At 67.9% G+C, this 17071-nt stretch carries 15 protein-coding genes and 1 tRNA gene; 9 read left to right on the forward strand and 7 right to left on the reverse strand.

From position 1 onward, the window contains the following. The first annotated feature begins 3 nt into the window (after positions 1-3). The 7 genes from ACODSC_RS01305 to ACODSC_RS01335 all read left to right on the forward strand — a co-directional run bounded on the left by ACODSC_RS01305 (position 4) and on the right by ACODSC_RS01335 (position 9454). On the forward strand, positions 4-873 hold the full coding sequence (locus ACODSC_RS01305; protein ID WP_488811079.1) for a 4-(cytidine 5'-diphospho)-2-C-methyl-D-erythritol kinase: 870 nt from the start codon (positions 4-6) through the stop codon (positions 871-873). Between the two features lie 210 nt (positions 874-1083). Beyond that, positions 1084-2007 carry a fasciclin domain-containing protein gene (locus ACODSC_RS01310; RefSeq protein WP_488811081.1) on the forward strand — a complete coding sequence of 308 codons (924 nt, stop codon included), beginning with the start codon at positions 1084-1086 and terminating at the stop codon, positions 2005-2007. 92 nt (positions 2008-2099) lie between these two features. Continuing rightward, complete coding sequence (locus ACODSC_RS01315) at positions 2100-2993, forward strand: glycine--tRNA ligase subunit alpha (protein ID WP_488811083.1); 894 nt, start codon at positions 2100-2102, stop codon at positions 2991-2993. Then, positions 2990-3370, forward strand: coding sequence for a hypothetical protein (locus ACODSC_RS01320; protein ID WP_488811085.1), 381 nt, complete (start codon positions 2990-2992; stop codon positions 3368-3370). Before ACODSC_RS01315 ends, ACODSC_RS01320 begins: the two co-directional genes overlap by 4 nt. Then, on the forward strand, positions 3370-5706 hold the full coding sequence (gene glyS / locus ACODSC_RS01325) for a glycine--tRNA ligase subunit beta (protein ID WP_488811087.1): 2337 nt from the start codon (positions 3370-3372) through the stop codon (positions 5704-5706). The genes ACODSC_RS01320 and glyS overlap by 1 nt, the downstream gene beginning before the upstream one ends. Positions 5707-6016: 310 nt before the next feature. Next, a complete protein-coding gene (gene ppdK / locus ACODSC_RS01330; RefSeq protein ID WP_488811088.1) occupies positions 6017-8695 on the forward strand; it encodes a pyruvate, phosphate dikinase in 2679 nt (892 codons plus the stop codon). Between the two features lie 228 nt (positions 8696-8923). Beyond that, positions 8924-9454 (forward strand): porin family protein, encoded by a 531-nt coding sequence (locus ACODSC_RS01335; RefSeq protein ID WP_488811090.1) that lies wholly within the window; start codon positions 8924-8926, stop codon positions 9452-9454. Positions 9455-9526: 72 nt separating this feature from the next. Here ACODSC_RS01335 and ACODSC_RS01340 read toward each other — a convergent pair whose 3' ends face one another. The 6 genes from ACODSC_RS01340 to ACODSC_RS01365 all read right to left on the reverse strand — a co-directional run bounded on the left by ACODSC_RS01340 (position 9527) and on the right by ACODSC_RS01365 (position 15332). Continuing rightward, a complete protein-coding gene (locus ACODSC_RS01340; RefSeq protein ID WP_488811092.1) occupies positions 9527-9787 on the reverse strand; it encodes a hypothetical protein in 261 nt (86 codons plus the stop codon). A 136-nt stretch (positions 9788-9923) separates the two neighbouring features. Beyond that, positions 9924-11075 (reverse strand): beta-ketoacyl-ACP synthase III, encoded by a 1152-nt coding sequence (locus ACODSC_RS01345; RefSeq protein ID WP_488811094.1) that lies wholly within the window; start codon positions 11073-11075, stop codon positions 9924-9926. Positions 11076-11167: 92 nt separating this feature from the next. Further along, the gene (locus ACODSC_RS01350) at positions 11168-13222 is read right to left on the reverse strand and encodes a capsule polysaccharide biogenesis protein (protein ID WP_488811096.1); all 2055 of its coding nucleotides are present in this window, start codon (positions 13220-13222) and stop codon (positions 11168-11170) included. 52 nt (positions 13223-13274) lie between these two features. Beyond that, positions 13275-14111 carry an HpcH/HpaI aldolase/citrate lyase family protein gene (locus ACODSC_RS01355; protein ID WP_488811098.1) on the reverse strand — a complete coding sequence of 279 codons (837 nt, stop codon included), beginning with the start codon at positions 14109-14111 and terminating at the stop codon, positions 13275-13277. Next, positions 14111-14788, reverse strand: a complete 678-nt coding sequence (locus tag ACODSC_RS01360; protein WP_488811100.1) for an SDR family NAD(P)-dependent oxidoreductase — start codon at positions 14786-14788, stop codon at positions 14111-14113. The genes ACODSC_RS01355 and ACODSC_RS01360 overlap by 1 nt, the downstream gene beginning before the upstream one ends. A gap of 46 nt (positions 14789-14834) precedes the next feature. Next, on the reverse strand, positions 14835-15332 hold the full coding sequence (locus ACODSC_RS01365; protein WP_488811102.1) for a GAF domain-containing protein: 498 nt from the start codon (positions 15330-15332) through the stop codon (positions 14835-14837). Positions 15333-15477: 145 nt separating this feature from the next. On the opposite strand from ACODSC_RS01365, the gene ACODSC_RS01370 reads away from it, so the two are divergent. Further along, positions 15478-15960 carry a hypothetical protein gene (locus ACODSC_RS01370; RefSeq protein WP_488811104.1) on the forward strand — a complete coding sequence of 161 codons (483 nt, stop codon included), beginning with the start codon at positions 15478-15480 and terminating at the stop codon, positions 15958-15960. 21 nt (positions 15961-15981) lie between these two features. Here the strand turns inward: ACODSC_RS01370 and ACODSC_RS01375 are convergent. After that, positions 15982-16057: transfer RNA gene (locus ACODSC_RS01375), tRNA-Ile, on the reverse strand. Between the two features lie 211 nt (positions 16058-16268). On the opposite strand from ACODSC_RS01375, the gene ACODSC_RS01380 reads away from it, so the two are divergent. Continuing rightward, positions 16269-17057 (forward strand): SIMPL domain-containing protein, encoded by a 789-nt coding sequence (locus ACODSC_RS01380; protein WP_488811106.1) that lies wholly within the window; start codon positions 16269-16271, stop codon positions 17055-17057. Positions 17058-17071: the final 14 nt, after the last annotated feature.

A 17071-nucleotide genomic window follows, 5' to 3' on the forward strand; every position in this document is an offset into this window, starting at 1 on the left:
GACATGCTTCGGACGGCATTGGCCCCGGCCAAGATCAATCTGTTCCTGCACGTCGGAGCGGTGGACGCCGACGGCTATCACCCGCTGGCCAGCCTGGTCGCCTTCGCCGATGTGGGCGACCGGGTGTCGGTCGAGCCGGCCGACCGTCTGTCGTTGAGCGTCACCGGGCCGTTCGGGGCGGGGCTGGCCGGGGAGCCGGACAATCTGATCCTGCGCGCCCTCCGGCGGCTGGGAGACGCGACGGGCGCTGGCGAGCCCCGGCTCAAGGTCCTGCTGGACAAGCGGTTGCCGATCGCGGCGGGGCTGGGCGGCGGATCGTCGGACGCGGGGACGGCGCTGAAACTGGCCCAGCAGGCGCTGTCGCTCGACATCGACGATGCGGGGCTGGAGATAGTCGCGGGGGTGATCGGCGCCGACGGTCCCATGTGCGTGCGCGCCCGCTCAGCCTGGGCCGAGGGGCGGGGAGAGGGGCTGACCGACGAACCCCGCCTGCCGCCGTTGCCGGCCGTGCTGTTCAACCCCGGCGTCCCGTCCCCGACGGGGGCCGTCTATCGCGCCTATGACGCCGGATCGGTTCACGCCGCCGACAGGCCGGCGCCGCCCGCCCACTGGTCGGTCGCGGGCGTGATCGACTGGCTGGGCGCGCAAAGAAACGACCTTCAGCCCCCGGCCGTGGCCCTGACGCCCGTCATCGCAGAGGCCCTGGCCGCCGTGGCGGCGACGAAAGAGGTCGCGATGACCCGGATGTCGGGTTCCGGCGCCACGGTGTTCGGCCTGTATCCGACGCCGGCGGCGGCGAATGCGGCGGCGGCGGCCCTGGCCGCCGCACATCCGACGGCCTGGGTGACAGCAACCCATCTGGCTGCACAGTAAACCCGCAAGGTTTGTGACCGAATATCGGCGGTCATGGCTCCAGAACGCCCATGCCGCCTAGGTTTCGCCGTGTTCATCACAAAAGTTACAGTTTGTTTCAAAATCTCGGAACCGGATCGCTGGTATCCGATTTGAGTCGGCAGTTCCGATGACTGGAACGGGTCGTTCCTCCCCAGGATGCGATCCTCAAACAGGAAAAAGGATACAGCCATGCTTCGTGCAAATTTGCTTGCCGCCACCGCCGTGGTCGCCCTGATGGCCGCGCCCGCCTTCGCCCAGGAGATGACGCCTCCGACCACGCCTAACCCGGCCGCCCAGACGCCGGCCCCGGTTCCGCAAACCGATCCGTCCATGCCGGCCTCGCCTGCGGCCGCTGCGCCCATGACGCCGCAGACCGCGCCGGCCCCGGCGACGACCACCGCCCAGGCCGCCACGCCCGCCGCCGGTGAGTCCGTCGTCGATGTGCTGAAGTCCAGCGGTCAGTTCACCACCCTGCTGGCCGCGCTGGATGCGGCCCAGTTGACCGAGACCCTGGCCTCGCGCCCGGCCATTTCGATCTTCGCCCCGACCGACGCCGCCTTCGCCGCCGTGCCCGAGGCCGAGCGCACCCGTCTGATGGATCCGGCCAACGCAGCCGAGCTGCGTCAGCTGCTGCTGTATCACGTCATCGTCGCCGACGTGTCGCCCGACCAGATCGAGGGCAAGAAGGGCGGCGTGCCGACCGCCGCCGAGAGCCAGATCCTGCTGGACGGCACCGGCTCGGCCATCAAGGCTGACGCCGCCACCGTGGTCAGCGCCGAGCTGGACGCCTCGAACGGCGCCGTCTATCCGATCGACCAAGTCCTGAACCCGGCCAACTCCATGGCCGCCATGGGCGATGAGGAGGCTGCGGCCCCGGCTGAGGCGGCGCCCGCCGACGAAGCCACGCCGGCTGAAGCGACGGAAACCACCGCGCCGGCCATGCCGGGCGACACCGCCCCCAGCGGCGAGCCGGCCGCTGCGACCACCACCACGGCCTCGCCGCCGGTGCCGAACACGACGGACGGCCAGGTCGATGATACTGCGGCCACGCCGCCGGTTTCCACGCCCGACGCCGTCGACGGCGCGACGGAAGGCGATACGACGCCGCAATAAGGCTCGACCCACGCGCCATGAGCGTGTTGAAGCAGAAGGCGGCGGGCCCTATGGTCCGCCGTCTTTTTTGCAGCCCTCCCCACGAGCCCGATTTGACCACCTCGACCGAGCCGCTCGCGTTCCAGGACCTGATCCTGACGCTCCACCGCTACTGGGGCGAGCAGGGCTGCGCCATTCTCCAGCCGTATGACATCGAGGTCGGGGCAGGGACCCTGCACCCCGCCACGGTGCTGCGCGCGCTCGGGCCCCGGCCGTGGAAGGCCGCCTATGTCCAGCCCAGCCGCCGCCCCGGCGACGGCCGCTATGGCGAAAACCCGAACCGCCTCCAACACTATTACCAATACCAGGTCATTCTGAAGCCGAACCCGGACAACCTTCAGGAGCTGTATCTGGGTTCGCTGGCCGCCATCGGGATCGATCCGAAGCTGCACGATATCCGCTTCGTCGAGGACGACTGGGAGAACCCGACCGTGGGGGCCTGGGGCCTGGGCTGGGAGGTCTGGTGCGACGGGATGGAGGTGACGCAGTTCACCTATTTCCAGGGCGTGGGCGGCATCGAGGTCGATGTGGTCTCGGGCGAGCTGACCTACGGGCTGGAGCGTCTGGCCATGTATGTTCAGGGTGTGGACAATGTTTACGATCTCAAGTTCACCAAGGAGGGCCTGACTTACGGCGAGGTCTTCCTGGAGAATGAGCGCCAGCAGTCCGAGGCCAACTTCCACGGCTATGACGTGGACGGGCTGAAGCGCCGGTTCGAGGACATGGTGTCTGAAGTTCAGCGCCTGCTGGACATGCGCGGCCCGCAAAACCAGCCCCTGGTCCTGCCCGCCTATGACCAGGTCCTGAAGGCCAGCCACCTGTTCAACCTGATGGACGCCCGCGGCGCCATCGCCGTCGCCGAACGCCAGAGCTACATCGGCCGCATCCGCGACCTCTGCAAAGCCTGCGCCCTGGCCTATGTCGAAAATGAAAAGGCCGCGTCGTGAGCACTGTTTCCGGAATTCTCTCCTTCGATCTGGCCGACATCAATCTGGAGCAGCACCCCGGCGAGGCGATCTCGCTGTTCTCCAGCGGCCGCGTGGAAATCGAAGGCCAGGAGTCGTGGGCCGAGGTTCGCATCGTCCGCCCCGCCGGTGATCTGAGCGGTAATCTGACTTCGCAGCCCGGCGGCTGGCGCGGCGTGGTCGTGGTCAGCGACGAATGGTTCGCCATCCTGCAGACCGCCTTTTTGGCCCCGCGCCCCTTCCTGCTGAACATCGCCTTCAGCGCAGAGCCGGGTGCGGCCGACGCGTCGCTGGCCCTGCGCGACGTCGCCCTCACCTTGATGCGGTCTGCCGCCACGACCGAAGAGTCCGCCGACTGATGCCCCAACTTCTTCTCGAAATCTTCTCCGAAGAAATCCCCGCCCGCATGCAGCAGGGCGCCGCGCGCGACCTCGACCGCATGGTCTCCGACCGGCTGAAGGCCGCCGGCCTGACCTGGGACGCCCTGACCACCTACGCCGGTCCGCGCCGCCTGACCCTGGTCATCGACGGCCTGCCCGACGCCACGCCCGACCGTGAGGAAGAGGTCAAGGGTCCCCGCGCCTCCGCCCCCGAACAGGCGCTGGAAGGCTTCCTGCGCAAGACCGGCCTGACCCGCGACCAACTGACCGAGCGTGACTGCGTCCTGTTCGCCGTCCTGTCGTCCAAAGGCCGCGCCACGACCGATCTGGTCGCCGAGACGGTGGACCAGGTCATCCGCACCTTCCCCTGGCCCAAGTCGATGCGCTGGGGCTCTGGCACCCTGCGCTGGGTGCGGCCGATCAAGCGCATCCTGTGCATTTTTGACGGCAAGGTCGTGCCGTTCGAGATCGACGGGATTCAATCCGACGCGATCACCGAGGGGCACCGCTTCCTCGGCTCGGGCCAGCCGCTCAAGGTCAGCGATTTCGTCGACTATCGCACCCAGCTGGAAAGCAATTTCGTCCTGATCGACGCAGCCGACCGCAAGCTGCGCATCCTGGAACAGGCCAAGGCCGCCTGCGCCGCGCGGGGTCTCGCCTTGGTCGATGACGACGGCCTGCTGGACGAGGTGGCGGGGCTCGCCGAATGGCCGACCCCGATCCTGGGCGACATGGACCCGCAGTTCCTGGCCCTGCCGCCCGAGGTCGTGCGCCTGTCGATGAAGGTGCATCAGAAGTATTTCGCCGTCCGCGATCCGTCAAAAGACGGCCTGGCCCCGAACTTCCTGGTCGTCGCCAATGTCGAGGCCACCGACGGCGGCAAGGCCCTGGCCGCCGGCAACAGCCGCGTGCTGAGCGCCCGCCTGAACGACGCCCGCTTCTTCTGGGACGAGGACCAGAAGGTCGGCTTCGACGCCTGGAACGCCAAACTGTCCGGCGTCACCTTCCACGCCAAACTGGGGACGCTGGCCGAACGCGTCGAGCGCATCGCGGCGCTTGCCCGCGAGATCGCTCCGCTGGTGGGCGCTGATCCTGAAGAGGCGTTCGAGGCCGCTCGCCTGTCCAAGGCCGACCTGCTGTCGGGCATGGTCAGCGAATTCCCTGAACTGCAGGGGATCATGGGCGGCTATTACGCCCGGATTTCTCCTTCTCCCCTCGGGGGAGAAGGTGGCTCGCGGAGCGAGACGGATGAGGGGGCTGTGTCCGCCTCTTCGCCCTCGACCGCCGAGTCCGCGTCCGGCAGCCCCCTCATCCGAGCGGCTTCGCCGCCCACCTTCTCCCCCGAGGGGAGAAGGGACCGCATCGCCGACGCCGTCCGCGACCACTACAAGCCGCAAGGCCCCGCCGACACGGTCCCGACCGCGCCGGTCACGGTCGCCGTCGCCCTGGCCGACAAGCTGGACACCTTGGTCGGCTTCTTCGCCATCGACGAAAAGCCCACGGGGTCGAAGGATCCGTATGCTCTGCGCCGTGCCGCGCTGGGCGTGATCCGGCTGGTGCTAGAAAATGGGGTTCGACCGAAGCTGCGTGTTATCATTCAGCGCCAACAGCTTCGCATTCATAGTGCGATCGGCAAGACGCTGGCAGCAACCCACGTTCAGACAACCGCCACTGAACTCGCGACTACCAAAATTGACAGATTGCGAGTTGAGCTCGGGCGGTCGGATGCTGCCATGGCGAGGTCTTCAGATCTTCTCAATGATCCTGAAACCGTCTGGGAAGGCGATGACGAATATGGTTTGGTGCCTTTCCTCGCCGACCGCCTGACGGTCCTGCTCCGCGACCAGGGCCAGCGCCACGACCTCGTCGCCGCCGTCTTCGCCCTGGGCGACGACGACCTCGTCCGCATCGTCCGCCGCGTGGAAGCGCTGGCCGCCTTCCTCGCCACGGACGACGGGGCCAATCTGCTGGCCGGCTACAAGCGCGCGTCCAACATCCTGCGCGCCGAGGAGAAGAAGGGGCCGCTGCCGACCGGCATGGTCCAGACCGGCCTGCCGAACCAGCCCGAGCCCGAGACCGTCCTGGCCTTCGCCGTCGGCGCCGCCCGCACCGCCGTCGAGGCCGCGCTGGAGACCGAGGACTTCGCCGCCGCCATGACGGCCCTGGCCGCCTTGCGCGCCCCGGTGGACCGGTTCTTCGAGGACGTGCTGGTCAACTCCGACGTCCCCGCCGAACGCGACAACCGCCTGAAGCTGCTGGGCCAGGTGCGCGACGTGATGGGCCAGGTCGCGGACTTCGGTCAGATCGCGGGGTAGGGGCCGCATCCCCGCCTCCCTCTCCCATTGGGAGAGGGCTTGAGCGCACGACGGCGAAGCCGGCGTTCTTGCGCGAAAGGGTGAGGGGCGGGTGGTGCGAGTTGGCCCACCGGCCGACCCTCATCCGGCCCTTCGGGCCACCTTCTCCCACTGGGAGAAGGAGTGCTGAAAACCTGGGCCAGGAAACCGGTTACCCGCTCACGCATTGTTACATCCGCCATGGCCAAGCCGGTTCCTCCGCGCTAGATCGTGCTGCATGTGCGAGCGGGGGCAACCCGCCGGACGATCCGAAAAGCTCAGGGACTGCAATATGACCAAGTGGGTGTACGGCTTCGGCGGAGGCTCCGCCGACGGCGACGCGTCGATGAAGAACCTTCTCGGGGGAAAGGGCGCGAACCTCGCGGAAATGTCTTCGCTGGGTCTGCCGGTCCCTCCGGGCTTCACCGTCACCACCGAGGTCTGCACCCACTATTACGCCAACGGCGAGACCTATCCCGCCGACCTGGAAGCCCAGGTGAAGGCCGCCCTTGATCAGGTCGAGGGCATCGTCGGCAAGACGTTCGGCGACGTGAACAACCCGTTGCTGGTCTCGGTGCGCTCGGGCGCGCGGGCCTCGATGCCGGGCATGATGGACACCGTCCTGAACCTGGGTCTGAACGACGAGACGGTCGAGGGTCTGGCCAAACTGTCGGGCGACCGCCGCTTCGCGTTCGACAGCTATCGCCGCTTCATCACCATGTATTCGAACGTCGTGCTGGGCCTCAGCCACGATGATTTCGAAGAGGTGCTGGACCAGCACAAGGACCGGCTGGGCGTCACCGTCGACACCGATCTGAAGGCCGAGGACTGGCAGAAGGTGGTCGCCGACTACAAGGTCGTGGTCGAGCGCGAGCTGGGCCATCCCTTCCCGCAGGATCCCAATGACCAGCTGTGGGGCGCCGTGGGCGCCGTCTTCGCCAGCTGGATGAACGACCGGGCCAAATTCTATCGCCGCATGCACGACATCCCCGAGAGCTGGGGCACGGCCGTCAGCGTCCAGTCGATGGTGTTCGGCAATATGGGCGAGACCTCGGCGACCGGCGTGGCCTTCACCCGCAACCCCTCGACCGGAGAGGCGCGCCTGTACGGCGAGTTCCTGATCAACGCCCAGGGCGAGGACGTGGTCGCGGGCATCCGCACGCCGCAAAGCCTGACCAGGATCGGCCGCGAGGAGATGGGCGAGACCGCCCCCTCGATGGAAGAGGCCATGCCCGAGGTGTTCGGCCAGTTCGTCGAGGTGGTGAACACGCTGGAGAGCCATTACCGCGACATGCAGGACATCGAGTTCACGGTCGAACAGGGCCGGCTCTGGATGCTGCAGACCCGCAACGGCAAGCGCACGGCCAAGTCGGCGCTGAAGATCGCCGTGGATCTAGCCGCCGAGGGCGTCATCACCCAGGAAGAGGCGATCAGCCGGGTCGAGCCGTCGGCTCTGGACCAGCTGCTGCACCCGACGCTGGACCCCGATGCGGCCCGCACTGTGGTCGCCGCCGGCCTGCCGGCTTCGCCCGGCGCGGCGACCGGCAAAATCGTCTTCGACGCCGACGAGGCCGAACGCATGTCCGGCTTGGGCGAGGCGGTCATCCTGGTGCGCGAGGAGACCAGTCCTGAGGACATTCACGGCATGCACGCGGCGCGCGGCATCGTCACGGCGCGGGGCGGCATGACCAGCCATGCCGCCGTCGTGGCGCGCGGCATGGGGCGCGCCTGCGTCTCCGGCGCCGGTGAAATCCATATCGACGAGGCCAAGGGCACGTTCACCGCGCGCGGCCGCACCTTCAAGACCGGCGAGATCATCACCATCGATGGGTCGAAGGGCGAGGTGCTGGACGGCGCCGTGCCGATGATCGAGCCCGAGCTGACCGGCGACTTCCAGACCCTGATGGCCTGGGCCGACAAGGTCCGCCGCCTGAAGGTCCGCGCCAACGCCGAGACCCCGCTGGACGCCAAGACCGCGCGCGGCTTCGGCGCCGAGGGCATCGGCCTGTGCCGCACCGAGCACATGTTCTTCGACGACACCCGGATCGCCGCCGTGCGCGAGATGATCCTGGCCGACGACGAGGCCGGCCGCCGCACCGCCCTGGCCAAGATCGCGCCGTTCCAGAAGTCGGACTTCGTCGAGCTGTTCGAGATCATGGCCGGTCTGCCGGTGACGGTGCGCCTGCTGGACCCGCCGCTGCACGAGTTCATCCCGCACACCGAGGAAGACATCGACGCCCTGGCCGCCTCGTCAGGCATCGACGCCGACAAGCTGAAACGGCGCGCCAAGGAACTGCACGAGACCAACCCCATGCTGGGCCATCGCGGCTGTCGCCTGGGCGTCGCCTATCCCGAGATCTACGAGATGCAGGTCCGCGCTATCATCGAGGCGGCGCTGGAGGTGCAGAAGACGTCGGGCCAGGCCCCGCTGCCGGAGATCATGCACCCGCTGGTCGCCCTGGGTCTGGAGATGAAGTTCTTGCGCGAACTGACCGACCGCACCGCCAAGGCTGTGTTCGAGGAGACGGGCGAGAGCATCGACTATCTGGTCGGCACCATGATCGAACTGCCGCGCGCCGCCATCCGCGCGGGGGACCTGGCCGAATACGCCCAGTTCTTCAGCTTCGGCACCAACGACCTGACCCAGACGACCTTCGGCATCAGCCGCGATGACTCGGGCCGGTTCCTGCAGGCCTATCTGGACAAGGGCATCTTCGAGACCGACCCGTTCGTGCGTCTGGACCAGGACGGCGTCGGCGGCCTGATCGAGATCGCCGCCGAGCGGGGTCGCGCGGTGCGGCCCGAGGTCAAGCTGGGCATCTGCGGCGAACACGGCGGCGATCCGTCGTCCATCGCCTTCTGCGAGAAGGCCGGTTTGGACTACGTCTCCTGCTCGCCCTACCGCGTGCCGATCGCGCGTCTGGCGGCGGCGCAGGCGGCACTGAACGTGGAGCGCGAAAAGGACCGCTAAGCCTTCTGCACAGCAGGAACGAGAAAAGGGCGGCCTCTGCAGAGGTCGCCCTTTTTCTTTGTCACAAAACCGCCAATCTTGGCGGAACGACGTATGTGTCCCGACGTCCACAGGCATTCGGCGTGTTTCCGGGCCTCTGGAACAGATGAAGTCCTGACCTATTTAAGCACTCGCTGGATGGGGCTGATGATCGGTTCGGTCATCACATCTAGGAGTTAATAAGAAACAATGCGTAACATTCTTCTCGCCGCCGTCGCCGTTTCCGCAATCGCCGCTCCGGCTTTTGCTCAAACCAATCCCGAGCCGCGCGGTTACGGCTCGCTGGGCTACACTCATCTTGAAGGCGACAATGCAACGACGGGCGCCGTCACCGGTCGTCTGGGCGTAAACCTGAACCGTTACATCGCCGTCGAGACTGAAGCCTCGGTCGGTGTGAAGGACGACGACTTCACCGCTGCGGGCGTCGACGGCTCGATCAAGCACGAGTGGGACGCCGCCGGTTACGTGGTCGGCAAATATCCGGTCGGCGACAAGCTGGAGCTGTTCGCGCGCGGCGGTTACGGCCACACCGAGCTGAAGCAGGAGTTTCCGGGCGCCAACACCGACGTGGGCGGCGACAGCTGGAACTACGGCGCCGGCGCCAACTACTATCTGGATGGGGTGAACGGCGTGCGGGCGGACTGGACGCGCCGCGACTATCGCGATGACGCCGCCACCGAGGCGGACGCCTATTCGGTAAGCTACATCCGTCGCTTCTGATCCCGACGCTCAGACCGACGCAACGAGGCGCGCTCCGCAAGGAGCGCGCCTTTCGCATTCAGGCGGCGGTTGTCAGGCGAAGTCGCCGGCCAGGGCCCAGCGTTGCGAGCCTTCGCCGAACGGACGGGTGAACCAGTCACGATACTGTTCGAAGGCTTCGATGATCTTCTGACGCAGGTCAGGCGGGTTCACGGCCTCGCCGCGCTGCCGTTTGAGCGCCGCCACGCAGTCCACGACCACATTCTGGTGGGCCGAACCGCCCATGCTCTTCAGCACGGCGGCGATATCCTGGGCCAGGCTTTCCAGCACCGTTTTCGGTGTCGTCTGAGCCATCTGGGAACTCCCCTGTTCTCGACAAGCCAATGCGTTGCAAAATCCTGTGACGGATTCAAGCGTGGCCGACGCGATTATCATCTGGAAAAGGGATTAACTTGGCGTAACGCCGGTCCCGAACTTTGGTTTCCCGCCCCTAGCCGCGTTTCCTGACGAAGACCGTCCCGGCGGAATAGCCGGCGCCGAAGCTGCAGATCAGACCGGTCTCGCCGGGCGCAAACCCGTCGTTGTGCAGGTGGAAGGCGATGATCGACCCGGCCGAGGAGGTGTTGGCGTAGTCGTCCAGGATGATGACGTTCTCGCCCGCCGAGGGCTCGCGCCCCAGCACCTTCTTGCCGATCATCGTGTTCATGTTGATGTTGGCCTGGTGAAGCCACAACCGCTTCAGGGCATGTGGATCAAGGCCCAGTTCGCCGGCGTGATCCACGATCATGTCCGACACCATCGGCACCACGTCGCGGAACACCTTGCGACCTTGCTGGATGAACAGCTTGTCGTTCTGGACGCTGTCGTCGGCGGCTGGGGTATCCAGATGCGCGGTGTCGCGCGCGTTGCGGTTCAGGAAGCCGAAGTTGTTGCGGATATTGTTCGAGAAGGTCGTCTTCAGCCGCGTGCCCAGCACGTCCCAGCCGCCCGGCCCCGCCGTCTCGGACGATTCCACGATCACCGCCGTGGCCACGTCGCCGAAGATGAAATGGCTGTCGCGGTCGGTGAAGTTCAGGTGGGCAGAACAGACCTCGGGGTTGACCATCAGCACCGCCTTGACCGAGCCGCCGGCGATGAAGTCCGTCGCCGTCTTGATCCCGAAGGTCGCCGAGCTGCACGCCACATTCATGTCGAAGGCGAAACCCTCGATGCCCAGGGCCTGCTGCACCTCGATCGCCATGGCGGGATAGGCGCGCTGCATGTTCGAGGCGGCGCACAGGACGGCGCCGATCTCGCTGACCGGCTTGCCCCAGGCCGCGATCGCCTGACGCGCGGCCTTGACCGCCATCTCGGCCAGGATCGAGATCTCGTCGTTGGAGCGTTCGGCCAGGTTCGGGGCCATCCGCTCGGGATCGATGATCCCGGCCTTGTCCAGCACGAACCGGCTCTTGATGCCCGACGCCTTCTCTATGAACTCGGGCGAGGAGTGGGCCTTGGCCTCCAGTTCGCCGGCCTCGATCTGGGCGGCGTGGCGGGCGTTCCAGCCGTCGGCCCAGGCGTTGTAGCTGTCGACCAGTTCGGCGTTGGAGACCGACTGTTCGGGGGTGAAGAGGCCGGTGGCGGCGATGACGGCGTGGGTCACTTTGTTCTTGTCCTATCGCTCGACGCGCGGCGTCTCGCTGCTTGAGGATGTCTTGGTCTGTTTGAGGACAGTCCGTTTCCTATCAGAACGCGTCAATAGGACGGCGGCGGCCTGCGGTCGAGACTGGCGATGATCCCCGCAGCCCAGCGCTGCACCTGACCGCGCGGCGCCTTGGGCGTGGGCTGGTCGCGCGCCGCGATCAGGGCCTGGACGAGGTCTTCCGCCTCGCAGGGCCAGCCCGACGGCGTGACATAGATCGGATAGTGGACCAGGGCCGCCAGGATCAGATGATCCACGCTCGCCCGGCGGGTGCGGCGCGCAAACGTCAGCCGGTCGTCGGTCAGCCCCCATCCCGCATAAAAGGGCCGCCCATAGACCGACACGGCCTTGCCCCGCATCAGGGCCTCGAACCCGGTCAGCGAGGTCAGGGTCGCCACCCGCGCGCAGGCGTTCAGGCAGTCGATGATGTCCAGCCCATCCGCGCTCGCATCGACCGACGCCATCGCCGAGGCGTCCAGCCGCCCCGGCCGGTTGCCCGCCAGCACGTCGGGGTGATTGCGATAGATCAGGAAGGCGTCGGGATGGTCCGCCCGCGCGGCCTCGACCAGGGCCGAGTTGGTGGCCAGGTCCGGCTCGCAGCCCAGCAGGATCGACTTGTCGTTCTCGACCTGGCCGACGACCAGCAGGATGTCGCGATCAGCAGGCCAGTCAGCTGGCGCCTGGCCCTTCAGATTGTATTTCGACAGACCGGCCTGGACGATGCGCGCGCCCAGCGCTGCGGCGCGCGCCACTTGGTGGGGCGTGGCCTCGGTCGCCTCGATCAAAGTCTCCAGCCGCGATGGGCGCGACGGGTCGTAATAGACGCCCTGGTCGTCCAGGGCGACCGAGAGGGCGCCGACGAAGTCCGACCCCAGGCCGCGCGAGCGGATGAAGCCGTCCTCCATCCGCACCGTGGGGCCATCAAACGCAGCCGCCGCCTGTCGCGTCGCGTCGCTCTCCTTGCCCGCCCACCAGATCAGCCGGCCGTTGGTTTCGGTCGCATGGGCGGCGGCGCGCGACGGCGACATGAAGTATCGCATCGTCGCCTTGGGCGAGTTCAGGAGGCGGCGCACCGGAGGCCGCTTGGCCGGCGCAAACCCCACCGCCGACCACGACCCCGCCAGCCGCTCGGCCCGGTCGCGCAGCGCGATCAACCGCTCCAGCGCCTGCTCGGCCTCGCACCGCTCACCGGTGACGGGATCGACATAGCGGCTGTAGGCGATCAGGGCGGCGGCGGCGACCTGTTCGATGGAGCGCGCTACGCCGCGTCGGCCGGTCTGAACCGCATCGGTCGTCAGGCCCCAGCCGGAATAGAAGGGCGCCCCGAAACACCGCACCGGCAGGCCGCGCAACAGGGCCTCGAACCCCAGGGCCGAGGTGACGCAATAGACCGCATCCACCGCCGCCAGCAGGTCGGCGGGCCGCACGTCCGTGTCCACCAGGGTGACCCCGGCCAGGTCGGTCACGCAGCCGCGCTTGCGACCCGCCGCCACGGCCGGGTGGCGTTTGACGATCAACTGGGCGTCCGGTTCGTCGCGGCGGGCGGCGGCGATCATCTGGTCGAAGCTCTGCGCCGTCGCCAGACCACAGGCGATGGAGGCGTCGCCGAACGTCTGGTCCACGATCAGCACGCGCCGACCGGGCTTCAGCAGGCCCGGATCCAGCGGCCCGCCCATGTTCGTCTTGGACACGCCTGACGCCACGATCCGGTCGATCAGCCCCCGCGCACGGGCGGTCATGGCCGGGTCGCACCAGTCGTCGGCCGTCTGGATCAACTGCTCAAGACGGCTGGGCCGCGTCGCATCGTAATAGACGCCCAGATCGTCGACGATCAGGCTCAGGCTGGTCGCCCCCGCCTCGCCGATCCCGACCGATCTCAGGAACCCGTCCTCCAGCGCCACATAGGGCCGGCCGTTCTTCTGCGCCCACCGCCGCCCCGCCGCCGCCGTCGGCTTCATCCCCCAGCCCAGCACGGCCTGCACATCGTCCCCCGGCAAGCGACGCAGGTCGTAGTCAGGCAGGAAGACGTCGAGAAACGGAACCTTCAGGACGCCGGGCGCGCAGACCCAGGCCGGAATTGTCGAAGGCGTGTCGGCAGGTAGGGTCAAGGCGGGTCCGCTAAGTTTCGACGCGAGGTTTAGGGCGGTTGCGTGAAGGCGGCTAGGCCCCTTGCGCCCGCGCCAGCAGCGCCTTCGCCTGGTCCAGATGCAGCCGCTCGACCATGGCCCCGTCCACGCGGATCGCGCCCTGACCTTCGGCGTCCGGTTCTGCAAAGGCGGCGACCACCGCGCGGGCCTGGGCGATCTCGGCGTCCGACGGGGAGAAGGCGGCGTTGGCCCCGGCGATCTGGGCCGGGTGGATCAGGCTCTTGCCGTCGAACCCGTACAGCCGTCCCTGCAATGCCTCGGCCACCAGGCCGTCAGCATCGTCGATCCGATTGAACACCCCGTCGATGGCCAGCAAGCCATTGGCCCGTGCGGCGGCGACCAGCAGGGCCAGCCACGGTTTGAACGGCTCGCGATCCGCAGACGCCCCGGTCCCCAGCGTCTTAGCCAAATCGTTGACCCCCAGCATCAGCCCGTCCAGCGCCCCATCTGCGGATGCAATGTCGGCCAGGGCCATCAGGGCGCGCGGCGTCTCGATCATGGCCCACAGGGCGCAGCCCTTGGGCAAGCCGGCCGACAGGGCGTGGATCGCCTCGGGCGTCTCCACCTTGGGCGCGACCACCAGCGACGCCCCCGCCGCCTTCATCGCCGCCAGATCGTCCAGCCCCCACTCGGTGTCCAGCCCATTGACCCGCACGCCCAGGCGCGGTCCGAACCCGCCGCCCCGAAACGCCTCGACGGCGGCGGCGCGCGCGGCGGCCTTGGCCTGGGGCGCCACCGCGTCCTCCAGGTCCAGCACGGCGACATCGCAATCCAGCGTCCGCGCCTTCTCGATCGCCCGCGCATTGGAGGCCGGCAGATAAAGGACGCTGCGGACCCGGTCGCTTCGCATCAGACGCGGCCCGTCACGGGCACCAGGGCGCCGGTCATGGCCCGGCTCTCGGGCGAGGCGAGGAACAGGATCACCGCCGCCAGATCGGCCGGCGCGACCCAGGTCGCCGGATCGGCGTCGGGCATGTCCTTGCGGTTGGCGGGCGTGTCGATGATGGAGGGCAGGACGGCGTTGACGGTGACGGATGTGGCCTTCAGCTCCTCCGCCAGGGCCTGGGTCAGGGCGTGGACCCCGGCCTTGGCCGCACCATAGGGACCCATGCCGGCGCCGGCCTTCAACGCGGCGGCCGACCCGACATTGACGATCCGACCCTCGGGCGAGGCCTTCAGCGCATCCAGCGCCGCGCGGCTGGCGTTGACGGCCGTCGTGACGTTCAGCGCCTGCATCCGCGCCCAGGCCGGTTCCGCATCGTCGGTCGTCTGCCAGACGAAGCCGCCGGCGATGTTCAACAGGGCGTCCAGCCGCCCGAACCGGGCGATGACCGCATCGACGGCCCCTTGCGCCTGGCCCGCGTCCGTCAGATCGACCCCGCCGACCTCCAGCACGCCCTGCGGCACGGGATGGCCTGTCGCATGATCGATGACCGCGACCTGCCAGCCGGCCTTCAGCGCCGCCTCCAGCACCGCCCGGCCCAGGACGCCATGCCCGCCCGTGATTGCGACTGTCCGCTGTGTCATCCGATCCTCCATGTCGCCGGGGACCATAGAGCCGGGGGCGGCGGGATCAACCGGCCGCGAACACCTTCGCCATCAACCGCTCCAGCGCCGCCTGATCCTCGGTATCGAAGGCGGCGGGCGTCGTCGCATCCACATCCAGCACCGCGATCAGCGCGCCCGACGCGTCCAGCACCGGAACCACGATCTCGCTGGCCGAGCGGCTGTCGCAGGCGATGTGACCGGGAAAGGCATGAACGTCCTCGACCAGCTGCGTCTGGCGCGTCGCCGCCGCCGTCCCGCACACCCCGCGCCCGAACGCGATCCGCAGACACCCCAGCGTCCCCTGATACGGCCCGACCACCAGCTCGTCTTCCTTGTCCGGCGCCACGACATAGAAGCCGGTCCAGAAATAGTGCGCGAACGCATCCGCCAGCATCGACGCCACCGTCGCCATCCGCGCCGTCACGTTCGGCTCCCCCTCCAGCACGGCCAGGATCTCCTCCTCAACCTCCAGATAGCGCGCGGCCTTGTCCGAGGGACGATCGGTGCGAGCGACATAGGCCATGGGGAAACTCCGAGAGGGAACAGGCTGGCGATATAGGCGAGCGGCCGGCCGAAAGGGAGGGGCATCATCAATCGCTGCCCCTTGGTGCGGAACGCTTCCGAGCGCCGCCGTGTTGGTGCTGAGAGACAACGACGGAGTTCGTCGCGTGGAATCGATCCCCTCACGATCGCTGAGCCTGATCGCCGCCCTGATGCTGTCGGCTGCGGCGGCAGGCTGCGGTCAGGACGCCGGCTCCCCAGCGGCAGAAGCGGAACCTACGCCGACTCCCGCGCCGTCCGCGCCAGAGCCGACACCAGCGCCTGCCAAAACTGCCAGCGCCGACACGAGCCCCGAGACTTCGCCGACGGCGTCGCGCAAGCAATGTTATCTTTCTGTCGATGGCGACGTTCTGCTCGACGACCCCTGCTTGGTCTATCCGTTCGGCGACGGCGGCTACACGATGAACGCCTGGTCCGAGGGCAAGCCGAAGAACTCTCACTTCGCCGTGGTGGTCTTGTTGGCCGATGGCTCGGCAGACGCGACCTGGAATGCCGACCCCGACGACGACAAGGCCGGCGACCGCTTGGGGACTGTGCGCCAGAACGGCGACTGTTGGATCAACGACCGGGCGCGCATCTGCGTGAATTGAGCGAAGTGTGGTGACAAGCGTTGGTAGGCCCGGAGGGACTCGAACCCCCAACCAGACCGTTATGAGCGGTCGGCTCTAACCATTGAGCTACAGGCCCCCAAGGCGCGCCTCGGCGGAAGGGGTCTCGCCTAGCAGGCGCGAGCGCGGCTTGCCAAGCGGGGGCGGACAAGAAGGCGGTCTTTCGGCGATTTCACGAAGATGAACGGAAACTGCCAGGGCGCACGGGCGTTCGTTCAGGCGAGAACGGCCAAGGTCGTTGCAACGGATCGGCGAAGGCGCCGTCCTGGATCGCTTACGGAGAAGACCGCATGACCCGCACACCCGCCGCCCCGATGAAGACCGTCTCGCTGAAGACCCTGGCGGTGGGCGGAGCCGTCGCCGCCGCCGCCTTCCTGGCCGCCGCCACGCCGCGCGCCATGGCCCAGACCGCAGATCCGTCCATGGGAACCATGCACATGATGCAGCCTGCGCCGTCGCTGAACCTGTCGGCCTATGGCGAGGTCAAGGCCGCGCCCGACATGGCCACCATCACCTTCGGCGTCCAGACCGAGGCCGTCACCGCCCAGGAAGCAATGCGCGACAACGCTGCGCAGATGACGCGCGTCGTCGCCGCCCTGCGCCGCGCCGGCATCGCCGAGCGCGACATCCAGACCTCGGGCCTGAACCTGTCGGCGCAATATGACTATGTGCAGAACGAACCGCCCAAGCTGCGCGGCTATCAGGCGGTCAACCGCGTGACGGTGGTTATCAACGACCTGACCAAGGTCGGTACGACGGCCGACGCCGTGGTCGCCGCCGGCGTCAACCAGATCGACGGCATCAGCTTCGGCCTGAAGGACCCCACGACGGCCGAGAACCAGGCGCGTCAGTTGGCCGTGCGCAATCTGCAGGCCAAGGCTCAGCTGTACGCCCAGTCGCTGAACGTCCAGCTGTCGGGCATCCGCAACCTGACCGAAGGCGGCGGCTATTCCGCCCCGCCGCCGGCCCCGATGTACGCCGCGCGCGCCATGGCGGTCCGCGACGAAAGCACCCCGGTCGCCGCCGGCGAACTGACGGTGCGGATCGACATCACGGGCGTCTACGACATCGCCCGCTGATTCCATCGGCCGAA

The organism is Brevundimonas sp. FG128 (assembly GCF_057809775.1).